Here is an 18,782-nt window from a genome sequence, read left to right as displayed (position 1 = left end):
TATTAATATAAAATGTAAATAATAAAACTCCCTCTTAGAATTCTCAGAGGGAGTTTTATTATTAAGCCAAGGATTTTAATATCATAGTATAAGCAAAATCCTTTTGAATATTAATAGATTCATCATCACTTAAATTAATTTGTTGAAAGTGATTAGCAGTTATTTTATTGATAATACCCATGGAAGAGCTTATAAGTACATATCTTTGATAATCCTTGCTTAAATCTTTATTAATAATATTTTCATCTATTCCAGTATTAATTACATAATCTAATAAATTATAAAGTTGAGTTTTTAAATCTAAAATTTCCTTAAAATCTTCAAGTATAATATTATTTAATTCTTTTGGTATAACTTGATTATATAGTATTCTTAAAGAAGGAAAGATGAATTTTCCACTGCTAATACTGTAATGAAATAGATGGTTACACTGTTCTTTAAAAGTAGAAACTTCTTTTATGGCTTCAATAGTATTTATAATGTCTATTTTAAAATTATAAATTATTGATCTGGCTATAATTTCATCCTTACTTTTAAAATATTCATAAATTGTACCTTTTCCAATTCCAGCAGCTTTTGCAATATCAGACACTTTAATACTTTCAATATTGCTGTTATCAGTGATTATTTTCTTGAATCCTTCAAATATTAGTAATTCTTTTTCTGCATATTTTCTGTTCATGTTTAGTCCTCCTCATCGATGATAATCTGTCTTAATTCTTTACGACGATGTAATATATCGTATAAAGTAGGGACAACAAATAAAGTTAATAGGGTAGCGTAAGCTAAACCACCTATAGTTACTATAGCTAAAGCTTGTGACATTTCAGAACCCATGCCAACTCCCAGTGCCATTGTAGACATGGCTAGTATTGTTGTTAAAGCAGTCATAAGTATAGGTCTCATACGAGTACGTCCAGCCTCTATAAGAGCTTCTTTTTTATTTAATCCACTTATACGTAATTGATTCACATAATCAACAAAAACTATACCGTTATTAACAACTACACCAGCAAGAACTAAAAATCCTAACATAGATATAACACTTAATTCTTGACCAGTTATAATTAATGCCAGTAAACCACCAGTAAATGCAAGAGGTATAGTAAACATTACTATAAATGGTGACAATAATGATTGGAATTGTGCGACCATTATTAAGTAAATAAACGCTATGGCAAGAGCAATCATTTTAATTAAGTCACTAATAGCTTGATTAATAGATTCAGTTTCACCACCCATTTTTACTTCATATCCAATAGGCGCTTTATAACTATCTAATTTTGATTGAACTTCCTTACTTACTAAACCAATATTGTGTTTAGAATCAATACTAGCTGTTACAGATATATATCTAGTTTGATTATCGTGATTTATAGAAGTAGGAGTATCAGTCATTTCTATAGAGGAAATATCTTTTAATTTTACTGAAACAGATTCAGTTCCTTTTGTTCCAGTTATTTCAACATTTTTTAATTTATCTAGATCTGAAGTATCATGATTTACAATAATTACTGGATAGTCCTCAGAATTTATTGTCAAAGTAGTCGAAGTAGTTTCTGTTGATAATTTGGAAGAAACTTGTTGGAATACTTGAGCCACTGTTAATCCATACTTCATAGCTTTATTTTTATTGATTACAATTTTTTCTTCCTTAGCAGTTATACCCATACCGCCATTGATATCGGTAGTACCTTCTATATTGGAGAGCATACTTACCAAATCATCAGAAATTTTCTTAAGTTCATCTAAATCATTACCTTTAACAATTATTTTCAATCCAGATCCTCCAAAAGAAGAAGTATCCATAGACGAAGAAGAAACTGTAACTTCACAATTAAGAGATTTTGTTTTTTCTTTTATTTCTTCTGAAATTTCATCATTTGTTTTCTTTTTATCCTCTTTTAAAATAACGTAAGCAGACATATTATTAGGATTATTTGAAGAAGAACCAAATGACATGGTACCTGACGAATTCATAGCTCCAATGCCTTCAACATCATCAATTGTTAAAACTTGTTGTACAACTTGATCTGTAATATGTCGAGCTTCCTCTTTTGGAAGATCACTATCTATATTAATAGTTGCCATCATTTGTGGTGAATCCATTTTTGGCATAAAAGATGTTCCTATTTTAGTTGTTGCAAAAGCGGCAATTATCAATAGTAATACAGAAAAACATAAAACAATAGGTTTAAACCTTAAGCATAGTCTTAGTAATTTTTCATAGCCATCAATCATTTTATCAAATAAAGGATGAGACTTCTCATTTACATTAGATAGTAAATTTGATGCCATACACGGTACTAAAGTTAAGGCGACGATTAAACTGGCAATTAAGGAGTATGCTATTGTAAGTCCCATATCTGTAAATAATTGTCTAGTTATACCTTCAGTAAAAACAATAGGTAAGAATACACAAATAGTAGTAAGTGTGGAAGCAAAGATTGCTCCAGATACTTGTCTAGCTCCGTATACAGCAGCTTTAAATTTGCCAATTCCTTGATTTCTTAGTCTATAAATATTTTCAATAACAACTATACTATTATCAACTAGCATCCCAACTCCAAGGGCTAAACCTGATAGAGAAATAATATTTAATGTAACACCACTAAAGTACATCAAAACAATGGCAAATAATAAACTTATAGGAATACTAAAGGCAATTACTATAGTTGGTTTTATACTTTTTAAGAATATTAGTAAAACAAAAATTGCGAGTATACCACCATAAATTAGGTTATCAAGCACACTAGATATAATAAAATCTATATAAACGCCTTGATCCATTAAAGAAAGAATATGCAATTTATTATTACTATTATTTAAATCCTTAATTACTTTATTTATTTCGTTACACACGTTAGTAGTTGAGGCAGTACTAGTTTTTTGGAAAGATAGCATAACACCAGCATTTCCATTTATGTTTGTATAACTATCTGACGAATTGTCAGACATTTTTACATTGGCTATATCTTTAAGGTGCACATTACCAATGTCATCCATAGAAAATAATATTAAATTTTTAACTTCATTTATAGAAGTGAATTTATCTCCTACTTTTACAGAATACTCAGTTTCGTCATCAGATATATATCCAGCAGGCATGGAAAAATTCTCTGCTGTTAGAATTTGATTTATTGTTTCTGGAGTGATTTTATTTGTTATGTCTGCTGATTCTAAGGCTTGCTTTCTAGCTTCATTTAACTGAGTTTCAGCAGATTTTATTTGTGATTCACTTACAGAAAGTTGTACAGTAGCTTTTGTTAATTCTTGAGAAAGAGTAAGTTTAGCACTTTCTAATTCTTTTTGTTGATTTTTCAATGTTTCTAGTGAGTCTACTGCGCCTACTCCTTGGCCTGCATTTGATATGGCCTTTTCTAAAGGGGTTATAATAGCTTCCAAATTTGATATATCTTCTTGTAATTTTTCTTTATCAACAGTAGAATCTTCTGGTAAATCATTCAGTTGTTTCTTTAATTCTTTTAATTTTGATTTAGTATCATTTAGAGTAGTAGTTGTGTTAGCAATATATTTTTCTAAATCTTCTTTGCTAGAACCTGTTGAATTTAAAATACCAGCCATACTTTCTAATTGGTTTATACCAGATTGAAGTTGGCTACTAGCTTCAAGAAGTTTTTTCATTTGAGTATTACTTTGTTTTTCTAGGGCAGTTTTTCCATTTTGTATTTCTGATTTGGCACTATTAAGTTGACTTTGTTGCTGATCTAATTTAGCAGTGACGCTTGATTTTAGTTTTTTATTTAATTCGTCGATTTTATCTTTGTTTAAAGATATTTCTAACTGTTTTTCTACTAAACCAACACCTGTTACAGAGGCAACACCGTTTATACGCTCAAACCTAGGGATTATTTCATTGTTAACATATGTAGAGACTTCTTCAATATCCATATTATCTACATCGATACTTAATGTCATAACAGGCATCATGTCTGGGTTAAGTTGCATTAAAGTAGTTGCTCCAACACCATCTTCTAAAGAATCTTTAATTAGATCTATTTTACCGTTTAGATCTAGCATGGCAGTATCCATATTTGTATCTTGATTAAACTCTAGGATTACTACACTGTAGTTCTCGTTTGAAACGGAAGTTACATTCTTAATTCCACTTGTAGTTGAAACGGCTTGTTCAATTGGCTTTGTAACTGTTGTTTCAATTTTTTCTGGGCTAGAACCAGGATATGTAGTCATAGCAATTACATAAGGTAAATCTATGCTAGGTAATAAGTCTGGGGTCATTTTTGTGAAAGATACAAATCCTAACATTAATATCATAATTACAGAAACAAAGACAGTTAAGGGTTTTCTTACACTGAATTTTGGTAGCAAATATTTCACCTCTTTCTTAATTATAAAACCGACTAGTCGGTCAGATATGTTTAATTGTAGTCATGTTGTATGTTGATTTCAATAAAATGGAAAATTTAAATTGAAATTTATTTTACTTTATTCTCAATAGAGGTGTTTATAACGTATATCATTTATACTTAATAAGCATTTAAATAAGGTATGTATTCATATATATAGATATATAATAGATTAAGAAATATTCAGGAGGATATTATATGAAGATGTACATGAAAGGAAGTAAACGTTCAAAAGAAACTGGTAATTCTATTCCAAATACAATAGCTTATGCAGCGATTAAAAATTTTTTAGTATCAAAGGAGTTTGCAGAAAAAAGAGAGGAGTATTGTATTGGGAAATTGGATAAAAAGCAAGTGAGTCAAATAATGACAGATATAAAATGGTTATTTAGAAATTATAAAGATCTAGAAGTTTTAGCAATAGAAGATAGTGATAATAAATCCATAAGGTTTACTTTGTAAGCATAAGTTAAAGGAATAATTTTATTTCAATATAAATAAGGAAATGATACAAAATATCATTTCCTTATTCTTTATGTTAATTATAATTAACTAGCTTTTCAAATTCTTCAGCAGTATACATAAAAATTTTCTGTATACTGACATATTTTATTTTAGATAATATATAATGCTTAGACAATAAGTAAAAATTATAATTTAACCTTATAACTGTATAATAATAAAAAATGTTGTAGTATTATATAATTAATTGATAGATATAACTTAGGAAGGAAATAAATATGTTTGGATATGTGAGAATAAATAAAATGGACTTAACTTTCAGAGAGTTTGAAGACTACAAAGGATATTATTGTGGATTGTGTAAATACTTAAAAGAAAATCATGGAGAAATATCTAGACTAGGTTTAAATTATGATATTACTTTTTTAATCGTGATTCTTACAGCTATTTATAAACCTAAAACTAATATTGTAGAAGAAGTTTGTATAGTTAGTCCATTTAAAAAGAAGAAAAAAATAATAAATGAAATAACAGAATATGCGGCAAGTATGAATACACTATTAACATATTATAAATTAGAAGATAATTTATTAGATGATAAAGGAATAAAGGACATTTTAGCTTATAATATTTATAAGGGCAAATTAAAATTGGCTCATGAAAAGTATCCTAATAAATCAAAAATTATTAAAGAACAAATGAACTTACTTAATCAATTGGAGAAAGAAGGAAATTGCAATATAGATAAAGTATCAAATACTTTCGGCGAGCTAATGGGGGAAATTTTTTCTTACAAGAATGATGAGTATGAAGAAGATTTAAGAAGGGTAGGCTTTAATATAGGGAAATACATTTATATATTAGATGCCTACGAAGATTTAGATGATGACTATAAAAAAGGAAGGTATAATCCATTTATAGAATATATAGACAATAAAGAAGCATTAAAATTGAAAGTTGACAGATTAATTAGTATATCTTTAGGATTGTTAGCATCGTCAATCGATAACTTAAATTTACAATTAAACAGAGGAATTATAGAAAATATAGTTTATTCTGGTGTATATTTAAGATATAAAAATATATTAGAAAAAGGATGTGGGAATAATGTATAGTAATGTTTATGAAAATGACTGTTTTATGAAAGCAAGGAGAATGATTGAAAATAAAGATTTTAAAAAAGCATATAATTTTTTACAAAGCATAAATGAAAAATGTAGTGAGTGGTATTACTTAACAGGATTATCTGCTATGAATATTGGATACTATGAAGAAGGAGAAGACTTTCTAAAAAGAGCTAAGTTTATGGATTCTAATAATAAGGAATATGTTTATGCTTATAATAGATACAATAATTATAGAAATGATTATGACAAACGTTCTTATAACTACAATAGAAATAGACGTTATGACTCACCTGGTTGCTGTTGTTGTTGCTGTGATGATGACTGTTGTAGCAATTTATGTACTTTATTTGTATGTGATTCATGCTGTGAATGCTGTGGAGGAGATTTATGTACTTGTTTCTAGGAGATGATGAATAATCATGAGTAGAAAAGTTGCCTATGGTGGTATATTATTATCCTTAAATATTATTTTATTATTGTTGGTTAATATAATACCCATAAATACGTTATTTCTTTTAGGTTTGGCATCTTTGCCAATAGCTATTGTGATTATGGAATATGGACCTAGAGCAGGGATTATATTCTATATAGGATCTGTTTTATTAAGCTTTATGATTATGGCAAACAAAGCACAATGGATATTATATATTTTTACATTTGGTATTTATGGTTTAGTAAAATATATAATAGAAAAAGATAGAAGTTTTATCCAAGAATATATATTGAAAATTATAGTGGCAAATATACTTATAATATTTGCGTATATAATCTTAAAACAATTTGTGTATATTCCAATTAATATTTTTACCATATTAATATTTGAGATAGCTTTTATAGTTTATGACTTTGTATATTCTCAATTTATAGATTTTTATAATGATAAACTTAGAAGATTTGTAAAAAGATAAATAAAAGAGACTATTAAGTATTTTATAACTTTATAGTCTCCTTTTATATTATAAATCAAAATATTTTTTTTGAGATTCATTTAATTCTTCATCACAAGAAGGACAATTATAAGTTTTTTCATTACTTACAAATTTGTTGCTTTCTTCATTAAATTTCATCTTTATTTTTTCAGTAATTCCTATTTCAGTTAAATCTTTTCCACATTTTTTACAATTATGAATAGAGCATATATTCTCTAACAATTCTGTTGTAACATTATCAATATTATTATTGCAATTACTACAGAAAACTTTAGTATCTCTTTTTCTGCTTAATTCTTGGGAATTACTTTTATCTTGAGAAAAAGCAAAGCTTATTTCTTCATATACTTTATAACCTAATTTAAGTATGTTTGTATTACAGTGAGGACAAAGGAAAACAGGGAAGTAATCCTTATGATTTTTTTCTTCTTTTACTTCTGATGATTTATTTGTGTCTGCTTCTGTATTCTCCTCACTTAATTTGCAATCATCATCTAAGTAATTGTAAACATCATAACTTTTATAATCCTTTGCTGTAGCTAAAAGATGTTTTTTAATAGATGAGTAACTTTTATTTTTAGATGGAATATTTAAGTCTATAACATTATTATCTATTACATATTTTAAGATAGATAAATAGTTAAATTTAGTAGCATAAAAAAGTACCATTTCATCTAGATTTTGCTCTCCTACTTTATCTGAAAAATCAATCCAGATTTCAGGAGACTCAAAGTATAGTTTTTTTCTTATTTCATCTAAATCATTAGATATATCGCTAAAGCTTAGTATTTTTTCGTTGATTTTCAAACTATCATCCTCCGTACAAATAATATACTATAAGCCTATATCAAATCTTTTTACATTGCAATCCAAAGAATATACAATATCTTTTCTTTCTACAATTATTTGTGCTTTGTCATGTAAGCTCTTATCTTCTATCATATGATTTAATAATTCATTAGTTGGATTTATAGCAATTGGATTACCTACGCGCTTAAGCATATTAATATCTCCGTTAGTATCTCCATAAGCATAAGATTGACTTAAATCTATATCATACTTTTCAACAAAACTATCTATAGCTACATTTTTACTTTTTGCATCCCACATAGGAATTACAGTTCCGTTAAATTTTCCATCTTCAAATATATAATCACTACCAACATAATCTGAGGCACCGTATTTTTTAGCCATTTTTTCAACTAAAAAATTTGGGCTACCAGATATAAATATAACTTTGTGACCATTATCCAAATGCCATTTAATTCTTGAACGAGTATATTTATAAACACGTTCAGCTTTTAATGCAATAACTTGATCACTAGTAAAATCTATACAAGACTTATCTACATTTTGTAGTGATTTAACATATAAGTCACATATTTCTAGTAGATAATCATCGTAATTTGCTTGTCTTTTATCCCAATCTAAAAAAGTATCTCTAGCATGAGCAACCCAAGCTTTTTGATCAACTATTTCGTATTTAATAAGCTTTTTGAAATGCTCTACCATCAGGGAGTCTCTGTAGATAGTTCCGTCAATATCAAAAAAAGCTCCTATATTTTTCATTGAATCACCTCATCTAAGTATTTACTTTATTATATTATAAAATTCAATTTTGTTGTAAACTATAATTACAAATAGAAAATAAAATATGAATTTTAACTATTTAATAATTATAAAAGTATTAAGGATGTGATTTGATGACATTTGATTATGCCAAGATAACAAAATCTAGACTTATGGGAAGTATGGGTCTTACTATTAAATATGAGAATAATGACAATAATATATACCAATATTTTTTATTGGATGGAGAAGGACTAGGAATTGCTGATTATGTTAGTTTAAAAAATCCTACATCAAAAGAAGCTTGTAATGAGGAAGAACGATTAATGGGTGGTCTAGGAGAGAGCAGAATACTAGTTAAAGAAGAGGTAGCTTTATTTTTAATAAATCATTTTGGTAATAAAAATCTAGAGTATGATAAAGAATTACCGGGAGACACTGAAGAGTATATAGATGTAATAACAAATTATAAAAGTAATTTAACTCTAGATGAAGTTTATCCTATTATAAGTAAAAGGGTTTATGATGAAGTTGAATTTATAAATTATATGACAATGAGATTTATAGCTAGAGATAGAGAAAGTTTAAAATATTTTTCTGGCAGCGAAGAAATATCAAATAATTATATAACGAAAATTAATGGAGCTCTTTTAAAGAATAAAGTAATCAAAAGAAGTGAACAAGTATATATTAGCGAAGCTTTATATGAGGACGAAGATGGATATTATACTTGTAAAATAGCTTTCAATATATGTAAAGAAAAAGATAACTTTAGAATTAAATCTTTATTAGTTACAGACAAAGAACCTATATATGATTTTGAAGTTTTTGATGAAATATCAAAATCTGAATTTATAGATGTTTATAAAATTAAAAATAAGGATGAATTTCTAATGGAATTTCATAATGATAATCCATTTATGTTAAAAAGTGAAATGGAGGAAGGCATATTCTTTACTAGATTTAATTTTAATAACAATCATGTAAAGAAAGATATTTATGTAATAAATAATGATATAAAATCAATATATTATCAGTTAGGTGATGAATTTTTTGTAGGAACTTATTCAGAAAGAGATAGAAAATACATTAATAAGCTACTAATGGCTAAATATAAAGAGTATTTAAAAGTTGATGAAAGTTATTACTTTGAAGAAAATATTCTTTATGATTTTGTAGAATCTGGATCTGATGACTTTGAAGATTTTTTAGATTAAAAGTAAATGTTCATATTAGAACAAAAAAAGAAGGGCAATGCTAGTATAACTAGAATGCCCTTTTTTGTATTTATAATATTGGGGGAATATTATGAGGAATACATTAAATAGTGTAGACAAATTTAAAAATTTTATAACACTTTTTTAAAAAAAATAAAAAACCCCTAATTTATAGGGGCAACATTGGTATTTTAATATTATATTTGATTACATTTCTTCCTCATCAAACTCATCCATATTAACAGTAGGTATATTTTGCATTACTCCAGGATACATCATATTAGGTGGTATTGCTCCAGGGAACATCATTCCAGGGAACATCATATTAGGTGACATTGCTCCAGGGAACATCATATTAGGAGGAAACATGCCAGGAAACATCATATTTGGAGGTATCATAGGAATCATAGGTATATTATTCATCTGATTATTCATGTCATTCATATTATTATTGTTTTCAAATTGCTCATTCATATTGTTGTTAGGCATATCCTCATAAGGATTAAATTGTGGATTATATACATATTGATTAGAATATGTTGAGTATTCAGGGTTTATATTTTGATTGAGATTTCCGCTTTGGTTGTTATTCATAACATAAGGATTAATGTACATTAAAGGGTCTATATATGGTTGAGGGTATATATAGTTTGGATCTAAGTTATCACTCATTCTATTAGGATACATATTATTATAATTCATTTTGATATGAACTCTCCTTTCAATTTTTCATATAATAAATTTACTAATACTACTAATATATATATTAAAAAAAAATCTAGATATGAGTATTTTAGAAATAGTTACAAATTTAAAAAAATATAGGAAAAAGGTTGCACAAATAGGACAAATATCATAATATTAATATATGAACAGTTGTTCATATATTAATATTTAATCGGAGGAATGCAAATGAAAGATATTATAAATAGATGCGAATGTACATGTGTACATGAAGAGATAATATGCAAGGTGAAAGATAAAATGCCTGAAGATGAAAAACTTTATGATTTAGCAGAGTTATTTAAAGTCTTTGGTGATACTACAAGAATAAAAATTTTATACGCTTTATTTGAAGAAGAAATGTGCGTATGTGACATAGCCGATCTTTTAAATATGACTCAATCGGCAATATCTCATCAGCTAAGGGTTTTAAAACAAGCTAGATTAGTTAAATTTAGAAAAGAAGGTAAGATTGTTTATTATTCATTAGATGATAATCATATAAATCAAATATTTAACTGTGGTTTATGCCATATAGAGGAAACTTACAATAGATAGGGGGGTATAATAATGTTGGAGGCAGTATTGATAAAAAAAGAGCTGATGCTAAATGGATTAACATGTGCTCACTGTGCTGAGACTATAGGGGAAGTTGTAAAAAATATGAATGGTATTGAAAGTAGCAATATGAATTTTATTACTAAAAAACTAACTTTAGGAATTGATTCTTCTTATGATGAAGAATTAATAATAAGTGAAGTAATTTCTCTTATTGATTCCATAGAACCAGGTCTTGATATTCAAGCCCTTGACAAAAAAATAAGCACAGGGAATAAAAAAGAGTTAATGCTAAACGGATTGACATGTGCCCATTGTGCAGAAGTAATAGGGGACAAAGTAAAATATTTAGAAGGAATTCAAAACAGTAATTTGAATTTTGTGAATAAAAAATTAACACTAGAATTAAATTCTCGAAAAAATGAAGATAAAATAATAGAAGATGTTATTGGTTTGATTGACTCCATAGAACCAGGCCTTGATATTCAAGTGATTGGAAATAAAAATAAATCATATATAAAGAAAGATATTATTTTAGGAGGACTTAATTGTGCTCATTGCGCAGAAGTAATTGGTAATAAAGTATCATTACTAGATGGAGTTAAAAGCTCTAATATGAACTTTGTAAATAAAAAATTATCTGTAGAAATAGATAATACAAATGAAGATATTACAATTAAAAATATAATAAACATAATAAATTATACAGAGCCAGGACTTGACATACAAATTGAAGGAATAAAAGAAAATAAGAAAACTAAAAAAGAAACTAAAGTAATAAAAGATAATAATAAATTAAAACTTCTAAATATATTGTTAGGATCATTTGTATTTATATTTGCATTTTATGAAGAAATGGTTGGTATAGAAAGCAAATATTCTTTACTAATTTTCTTAGTGTCATATGTATTAGTTGGTGGAGATGTTGTATATAAAGCTTTACGAAATATGACAAAGGGTAGAATATTTGACGAAAACTTTTTAATGACAGTAGCAACAGTTGGTGCAGTTGCAATAGGTGATGCGTCAGAGGCTGTTGGGGTAATGTTATTTTATAAAATTGGAGAATATTTACAAGAAATTGCAGTAGGTAAATCAAGAAAATCTATTTCTGATTTAATGCAAATAAAACCAGATGTGGCAAATTTAAAAGTGGGTAACTCTATTAAAGTTGTAGATCCAGAAGAAGTAGAAATTGGTAATTTTATAATAGTTAAACCTGGTGAAAAAGTACCTTTAGACGGTGTAATTATAGATGGAAGTTCTATGGTTGATACATCAGCTTTAACGGGAGAATCAGTTTTAAGAACAGTTAAGTCAGGAGATGAATTATTATCAGGATTTATCAATAAAAACTCTTTATTAACAGTAAAAGTAACTAAAAATTTCTCTGAGTCCACTGTATCAAAAATACTAGATTTAGTAGAAAATGCTAGTAGTAAAAAGTCTAAAACAGAAAACTTTATATCTGTGTTTTCAAAATACTATACACCAATAGTAGTTATATTAGCTACATTAATAGCAGTAGTTCCACCAATATTTGTACCAGGAGCTATGTTTAGTGATTGGTTACACAGAGGATTAGTATTCCTAGTTGTATCATGCCCATGTGCTCTAGTTTTATCCATACCACTAAGTTATTTTAGTGGTATAGGTGTTGCTTCTAGAAATGGTATATTAATAAAAGGAAGTAACTATCTAGAAGCTTTAAGATATGTTGATACAGTGGTATTCGATAAAACTGGAACATTAACAGAAGGTGTATTTGATGTGGTAAAAGTTAATGCTGTTGGAGTAGCAGAAGAAGAATTAATTAAATATGCATCTATTGCAGAAGCTAATTCGAATCATCCAATTGCTAAGTCTATTTTAAATTACTATAATAAAGAAATTAATTTAAATAAAATAGAAAGTTATGAAGAAATAGCTGCCCATGGAATAAAAGTAAAATATGAAAATGAAGAAATATTAGCTGGAAATGAAAAATTAATGACAGCTAATAATATAAAAGTAAATAAAAATAAAGAAATAGGAACTGTAGTTTATATAGCAGTAAATAATCAGTTTAAAGGATATATAGTTATTTCTGATAAAATAAAATCAGATAGTGAAAAAGCTATTAATGAAATAAAAGCTCAAGGTATAAAAGAAACTGTTATGCTAACTGGAGATAATAAAGAAGTTGCTGACTCAGTAGCAAAACAATTAAAGATAGATAAAGTATATTCAAATTTATTGCCAAATGAAAAAGTAGAAAAAATAGAATCTATATATGAAGGCAGAAATGATAAAGAAAAAATTGCCTTTGTAGGAGATGGAATAAATGATGCTCCAGTTCTTGCTCGTGTGGATGTTGGTATAGCTATGGGAGGTTTAGGATCAGATGCGGCTATAGAAGCAGCGGATATAGTTATAATGACAGACGAACCAAGTAAAATAGCTGAAGGAATAAAAATATCTAGAAAGACTTATAAAATAGTATGGCAAAATATTATATTTGCATTAGGTATTAAGATTATAGTTATGATATTTGGAGCTTTAGGTATGGCAAGTATGTGGGAAGCAGTATTTGCTGATGTAGGGGTTGCTTTAATCGCAGTATTGAATGCAATGAGAATAATGAAATAAAATATTAAAGTACTACTTTGTTATATTATGAATGTAAAATTTATATATACAAAGTAGTATTTTTATTTAGTTATTAAAGAAAAATAAACGTTAAATATAATTTTTAATGTTATTATATAATGAAATATAAGTTTAAAGCAGAAAATTATTGTTAAATAAAGAGAGTAAATTACTATAAAAATGATTAAAAAACTTTGGAATTTCAATGATAAATCAAATATAGTGACAAAAACTATTTAATAATAAGTCATAAAACGTCAATAATTTTACAAAAAACTTTTAAAAAAGTGTTGACGACCTTTTATTATGATGATATAGTATTACTTGTCCTTGAGACAGGGACAAAACGTCAACAAAAAACTTCTTAAAAAAGTAGTTGACAAAGAAAAACAGCTTTGGTAGAATAAAAAAGCTGAAACAAGCAAAAGAACTTTGAAAATTAAACAGTAGGTTAACAATAAATTAATTCTTTAAGAATTAAACTGAAACAACAAACAAACCAAGCCAGATATTCAGATAATGATTAGCTGAGCAATTGGACAACTTTTATTTGAGAGTTTGATCCTGGCTCAGGATGAACGCTGGCGGCGTGCCTAACACATGCAAGTCGAGCGATTCTCTTCGGAGAAGAGCGGCGGACGGGTGAGTAACGCGTGGGTAACCTGCCTCATACACATGGATAACATACCGAAAGGTATGCTAATACAGGATAATATAAGAAATTCACATGGATTTCTTATCAAAGCTCCGGCGGTATGAGATGGACCCGCGTCTGATTAGCTAGTTGGTAAGGTAACGGCTTACCAAGGCGACGATCAGTAGCCGACCTGAGAGGGTGATCGGCCACATTGGAACTGAGACACGGTCCAAACTCCTACGGGAGGCAGCAGTGGGGAATATTGCACAATGGGCGAAAGCCTGATGCAGCAACGCCGCGTGAGTGATGAAGGCCTTCGGGTCGTAAAACTCTGTCCTCAAGGAAGATAATGACGGTACTTGAGGAGGAAGCCCCGGCTAACTACGTGCCAGCAGCCGCGGTAATACGTAGGGGGCTAGCGTTATCCGGATTTACTGGGCGTAAAGGGTGCGTAGGTGGTTTCTTAAGTCAGGAGTGAAAGGCTACGGCTCAACCGTAGTAAGCTCTTGAAACTGGGAAACTTGAGTGCAGGAGAGGAAAGTGGAATTCCTAGTGTAGCGGTGAAATGCGTAGATATTAGGAGGAACACCAGTAGCGAAGGCGGCTTTCTGGACTGTAACTGACACTGAGGCACGAAAGCGTGGGGAGCAAACAGGATTAGATACCCTGGTAGTCCACGCCGTAAACGATGAGTACTAGGTGTCGGGGGTTACCCCCCTCGGTGCCGCAGCTAACGCATTAAGTACTCCGCCTGGGGAGTACGCTCGCAAGAGTGAAACTCAAAGGAATTGACGGGGACCCGCACAAGTAGCGGAGCATGTGGTTTAATTCGAAGCAACGCGAAGAACCTTACCTAAGCTTGACATCCTTTTGACCGATGCCTAATCGCATTTTTCCCTTCGGGGACAGAAGTGACAGGTGGTGCATGGTTGTCGTCAGCTCGTGTCGTGAGATGTTGGGTTAAGTCCCGCAACGAGCGCAACCCTTGCCTTTAGTTGCCAGCATTAAGTTGGGCACTCTAGAGGGACTGCCAGGGATAACCTGGAGGAAGGTGGGGATGACGTCAAATCATCATGCCCCTTATGCTTAGGGCTACACACGTGCTACAATGGGTGGTACAGAGGGCAGCCAAGTCGTGAGGCCGAGCTAATCCCTTAAAGCCATTCTCAGTTCGGATTGTAGGCTGAAACTCGCCTACATGAAGCTGGAGTTACTAGTAATCGCAGATCAGAATGCTGCGGTGAATGCGTTCCCGGGTCTTGTACACACCGCCCGTCACACCACGGAAGTTGGGGGCGCCCGAAGCCACTTAGCTAACCCTTTGGGAAGCGAGTGTCGAAGGTGAAATCAATAACTGGGGTGAAGTCGTAACAAGGTAGCCGTATCGGAAGGTGCGGCTGGATCACCTCCTTTCTAGGGAGAATTAACCTACTGTTTAATTTTGAGGGTTCTTTATGAAAACTCAAAATTAGTACTTTGAAAACTGCATAACATTTAGTGATATGACATTATAAAAGAAGAAGATAAACTTCTTAAAAAATATATCATATAAAGAAGATAACTTTTAAAAATATCAAACTTTGATAACTGGTCAAGTTATTAAGGGTGTAGGGCGAATGCCTTGGCACTAGGAGCCGATGAAGGACGCGATAAGCTGCGATAAGCTTGGGGGAGTTGCACGTAAACTTTGATCCCAAGATTTCCGAATGAGGAAACTCACTTAGAGTAATGTCTAAGTATGGTATGATGAATACATAGTCATGCCAGGGGAACTCGGGGAACTGAAACATCTAAGTACCCGGAGGAAGAGAAAGAAATTCGATTCCGTAAGTAGCGGCGAGCGAACGCGGAACAGGCCAAACCAGTGAAGTTTTCTTCACTGGGGTTGCGGACATATCATAAAGTTGAGGAATTGTAAGTGAAGAGAGTTGGAAAGCTCCGCTATAAAGTGTAAAAGCCACGTAACTGAAACAAGAAATCGATAGATATGATCCAGAGTACCACGGGACACGTGAAACCCTGTGGGAAGCAGGAGGGACCATCCTCCAAGCCTAAATACTACCTAGTGACCGATAGCGTATAGTACCGTGAGGGAAAGGTGAAAAGAACCCCGGGAGGGGAGTGAAATAGAACCTGAAACCCTACACTTACAAGCTGTAGGAGCACATTACTTGTGTGACTGCGTACTTTTTGTAGAACGGGCCAACGAGTTACGTTACCTAGCAAGGTTAAGCACTTAAGGTGTGGAGCCGTAGCGAAAGCGAGTCTTAACTGGGCGTTTAGTTAGTTGACGTAGACCCGAAACCGGGCGACCTATCCATGGGCAGGTTGAAGCGAAAGTAAAATTTCGTGGAGGACCGAACCCACGAGCGTTGAAAAGCTCGGGGATGACCTGTGGATAGCGGTGAAATTCCAATCGAGCCCGGAGATAGCTGGTTCTCTCCGAAATAGCTTTAGGGCTAGCCTCAAGGTTTAGAGAAGCGGAGGTAGAGCACTGAATGTCCTAGGGGGTATTGCACTTACCGAAGACTATCAAACTCCGAATGCCGTATTCTTATACTTGGGAGTCAGACTGTGGGTGATAAGATTCATAGTCAAAAGGGCAACAGCCCAGATCGTCAGCTAAGGTCCCTAAATGTACGTTAAGTGGTAAAGGATGTGGGATTGCACAGACAACCAGGATGTTGGCTTAGAAGCAGCCACTCATTTAAAGAGTGCGTAATAGCTCACTGGTCGAGTGATCCTGCGCCGAAAATTTCCGGGGCTAAAACGTACTACCGAAGCTACGGCATCATTTATGATGGGTAGGAGAGCTTTCTATACGGATTGAAGCATTACCGTAAGGAGATGTGGACTGTATAGAAGTGAGAATGTTGGCATGAGTAGCGAGATGTGGGTGAGAATCCCACAGGCCGTAAACCCAAGGTTTCCAGGGGAAGGTTCGTCCGCCCTGGGTTAGTCAGGACCTAAGCCGAGGCCGAAAGGCGTAGGTGATGGACAACAGGTTGATATTCCTGTACCACCGATAACCGTTTGAGAAATGGGATGACACAGAAGGATAAGCTAACCGTACTGTTGGTTATGTACGGGCAAGTATTGAGGCAGTTCTAATAGGCAAATCCGTTAGAATAATGCTGGGGTACGATGCGGAGCGAAATTTAGTAGCGAAGTAGCTGATTTCACACTGTCGAGAAAAGTCTCTATCGAGGTTAAAGGTGCCTGTACCGCAAACCGACACAGGTGGGTGAGGAGAGTATCCTAAGGCCAGCCAGAGAACTGTTGTTAAGGAACTCGGCAAAATGACCCCGTAACTTAGGGAGAAGGGGTGCCATGGAAACATGGCCGCAGAGAATAGGCCCAAGCGACTGTTTACCAAAAACATAGGTTTCTGCTAAGTCGCAAGACGATGTATAGGAGCTGACGCCTGCCCGGTGCTGGAAGGTTAAGGGGATCTGTTAGGGCAACCGAAGCAGTGAACTTAAGCCCCAGTAAACGGCGGCCGTAACTATAACGGTCCTAAGGTAGCGAAATTCCTTGTCGGGTAAGTTCCGACCCGCACGAAAGGCGTAACGATTTGGGCACTGTCTCAACAACAGACTGGGTGAAATTGTAATACCGGTGAAGATGCCGGTTACCTGCGACAGGACGGAAAGACCCCATGGAGCTTTACTGTAGCTTGACATTGAGTCTCGGTGCTACATGTACAGGATAGGTGGGAGGCTATGAAGCATGGACGTCAGTCTGTGTGGAGCCATCCTTGGGATACCACCCTTGTAGTACTGGGATTCTAACCAGCTGCCTTGAATCAGGTAGTGGGACACTGTCAGGTGGACAGTTTGACTGGGGCGGTCGCCTCCTAAAAAGTAACGGAGGCGCTCAAAGGTTCTCTCAGTACGGTCGGAAATCGTACGAAGAGTGTAAAGGCAGAAGAGAGCTTGATTGCAAGACATACAGGTCGAGCAAGGACGAAAGTCGGACTTAGTGATCCGGTGGTACCGCATGGAAGGGCCATCGCTCAACGGATAAAAGCTACCCTGGGGATAACAGGCTGATCTCCCCCAAGAGTCCACATCGACGGGGAGGTTTGGCACCTCGATGTCGGCTCATCACATCCTGGGGCTGTAGTAGGTCCCAAGGGTTGGGCTGTTCGCCCATTAAAGTGGTACGCGAGCTGGGTTCAGAACGTCGTGAGACAGTTCGGTCCCTATCCGTCGCAGGCGTAGGAAATTTGAGGAGACCTGTCCTTAGTACGAGAGGACCGGGATGGACGTACCGCTGGTGTACCAGTTGTTCTGCCAAGGGCATAGCTGGGTAGCTAAGTACGGAAAGGATAAGCGCTGAAAGCATCTAAGCGCGAAGCCTACTTCAAGATAAGATTTCCCACCGTAAGGTTAAGACCCCATGAAGACTACATGGTTGATAGGTCAGAGGTGGAAGTGTGGTAACATATGTAGCTTACTGATACTAATAGGTCGAGGACTTGACCAATAAATATAATGGAAACATTAAATGTTAGCAGTTTTGAAAGTACTAACAAAAGTTAA

The 18,782-nt window shown here is 32.5% G+C and carries 12 protein-coding genes and 2 rRNA genes; 9 read left to right on the top strand and 5 right to left on the bottom strand.

The window, feature by feature from the left end:
- Positions 1-61: 61 nt before the first annotated feature.
- Both TVTCOM_RS18610 and TVTCOM_RS18605 read right to left on the bottom strand, forming a co-directional pair.
- Positions 62-682: a TetR/AcrR family transcriptional regulator gene (locus tag TVTCOM_RS18610; protein ID WP_434797732.1), complete on the bottom strand. Its 621-nt coding sequence runs from the start codon at positions 680-682 to the stop codon at positions 62-64.
- Positions 683-684: 2 nt separating this feature from the next.
- Positions 685-4,296: an efflux RND transporter permease subunit gene (locus tag TVTCOM_RS18605; RefSeq protein ID WP_434797731.1), complete on the bottom strand. Its 3,612-nt coding sequence runs from the start codon at positions 4,294-4,296 to the stop codon at positions 685-687.
- Positions 4,297-4,586: 290 nt separating this feature from the next.
- Between TVTCOM_RS18605 and TVTCOM_RS18600 the strand changes: the two genes are divergently transcribed.
- The 4 genes from TVTCOM_RS18600 to TVTCOM_RS18585 all read left to right on the top strand — a co-directional run bounded on the left by TVTCOM_RS18600 (position 4,587) and on the right by TVTCOM_RS18585 (position 6,885).
- Positions 4,587-4,850, top strand: a complete 264-nt coding sequence (locus TVTCOM_RS18600) for a hypothetical protein (protein ID WP_434797730.1) — start codon at positions 4,587-4,589, stop codon at positions 4,848-4,850.
- Between the two features lie 278 nt (positions 4,851-5,128).
- Positions 5,129-5,965, top strand: a complete 837-nt coding sequence (locus tag TVTCOM_RS18595) for a DUF5685 family protein (RefSeq protein WP_434797729.1) — start codon at positions 5,129-5,131, stop codon at positions 5,963-5,965.
- Positions 5,958-6,380, top strand: coding sequence for a CDC27 family protein (locus TVTCOM_RS18590; protein ID WP_434797728.1), 423 nt, complete (start codon positions 5,958-5,960; stop codon positions 6,378-6,380). The genes TVTCOM_RS18595 and TVTCOM_RS18590 overlap by 8 nt, the downstream gene beginning before the upstream one ends.
- 16 nt (positions 6,381-6,396) lie before the next feature.
- The gene (locus TVTCOM_RS18585) at positions 6,397-6,885 is read left to right on the top strand and encodes a hypothetical protein (protein ID WP_434797727.1); all 489 of its coding nucleotides are present in this window, start codon (positions 6,397-6,399) and stop codon (positions 6,883-6,885) included.
- Between the two features lie 48 nt (positions 6,886-6,933).
- Here the strand turns inward: TVTCOM_RS18585 and TVTCOM_RS18580 are convergent, their stop codons facing one another.
- Positions 6,934-7,713, bottom strand: a complete 780-nt coding sequence (locus TVTCOM_RS18580; protein ID WP_434797726.1) for a hypothetical protein — start codon at positions 7,711-7,713, stop codon at positions 6,934-6,936.
- Between the two features lie 27 nt (positions 7,714-7,740).
- On the bottom strand, positions 7,741-8,475 hold the full coding sequence (locus tag TVTCOM_RS18575; RefSeq protein WP_434797725.1) for an HAD family hydrolase: 735 nt from the start codon (positions 8,473-8,475) through the stop codon (positions 7,741-7,743).
- 134 nt (positions 8,476-8,609) lie between these two features.
- On the opposite strand from TVTCOM_RS18575, the gene TVTCOM_RS18570 reads away from it, so the two are divergent.
- A complete protein-coding gene (locus tag TVTCOM_RS18570) occupies positions 8,610-9,692 on the top strand; it encodes a hypothetical protein (RefSeq protein WP_434797724.1) in 1,083 nt (360 codons plus the stop codon).
- 207 nt (positions 9,693-9,899) lie between these two features.
- On the opposite strand, the gene TVTCOM_RS18565 is transcribed toward TVTCOM_RS18570, so the two are convergent.
- Positions 9,900-10,394: a hypothetical protein gene (locus TVTCOM_RS18565; protein WP_434797723.1), complete on the bottom strand. Its 495-nt coding sequence runs from the start codon at positions 10,392-10,394 to the stop codon at positions 9,900-9,902.
- Positions 10,395-10,604: 210 nt separating this feature from the next.
- Between TVTCOM_RS18565 and TVTCOM_RS18560 the strand changes: the two genes are divergently transcribed.
- From TVTCOM_RS18560 to TVTCOM_RS18545, 4 genes are all read left to right on the top strand, one after another.
- Complete coding sequence (locus TVTCOM_RS18560) at positions 10,605-10,973, top strand: ArsR/SmtB family transcription factor (RefSeq protein ID WP_434797722.1); 369 nt, start codon at positions 10,605-10,607, stop codon at positions 10,971-10,973.
- A gap of 12 nt (positions 10,974-10,985) precedes the next feature.
- Entirely contained in the window at positions 10,986-13,601 is a 2,616-nt protein-coding gene (locus tag TVTCOM_RS18555; protein WP_434797721.1) for a heavy metal translocating P-type ATPase, read from the top strand.
- Between the two features lie 546 nt (positions 13,602-14,147).
- Positions 14,148-15,651 (top strand): 16S ribosomal RNA (locus TVTCOM_RS18550).
- 176 nt (positions 15,652-15,827) lie between these two features.
- Positions 15,828-18,726 (top strand): 23S ribosomal RNA (locus TVTCOM_RS18545).
- The 16S and 23S rRNA genes sit together here, the layout of an rRNA operon.
- Positions 18,727-18,782: the final 56 nt, after the last annotated feature.

The sequence above is a fragment of the Terrisporobacter vanillatitrophus genome (assembly GCF_051148895.1).
In the GTDB taxonomy this organism is placed as follows: domain Bacteria; phylum Bacillota; class Clostridia; order Peptostreptococcales; family Peptostreptococcaceae; genus Terrisporobacter; species Terrisporobacter vanillatitrophus.
The sequence above is the reverse complement of the archived record's forward strand: the minus strand, read 5'-3'. Positions and strand labels throughout refer to the sequence as shown.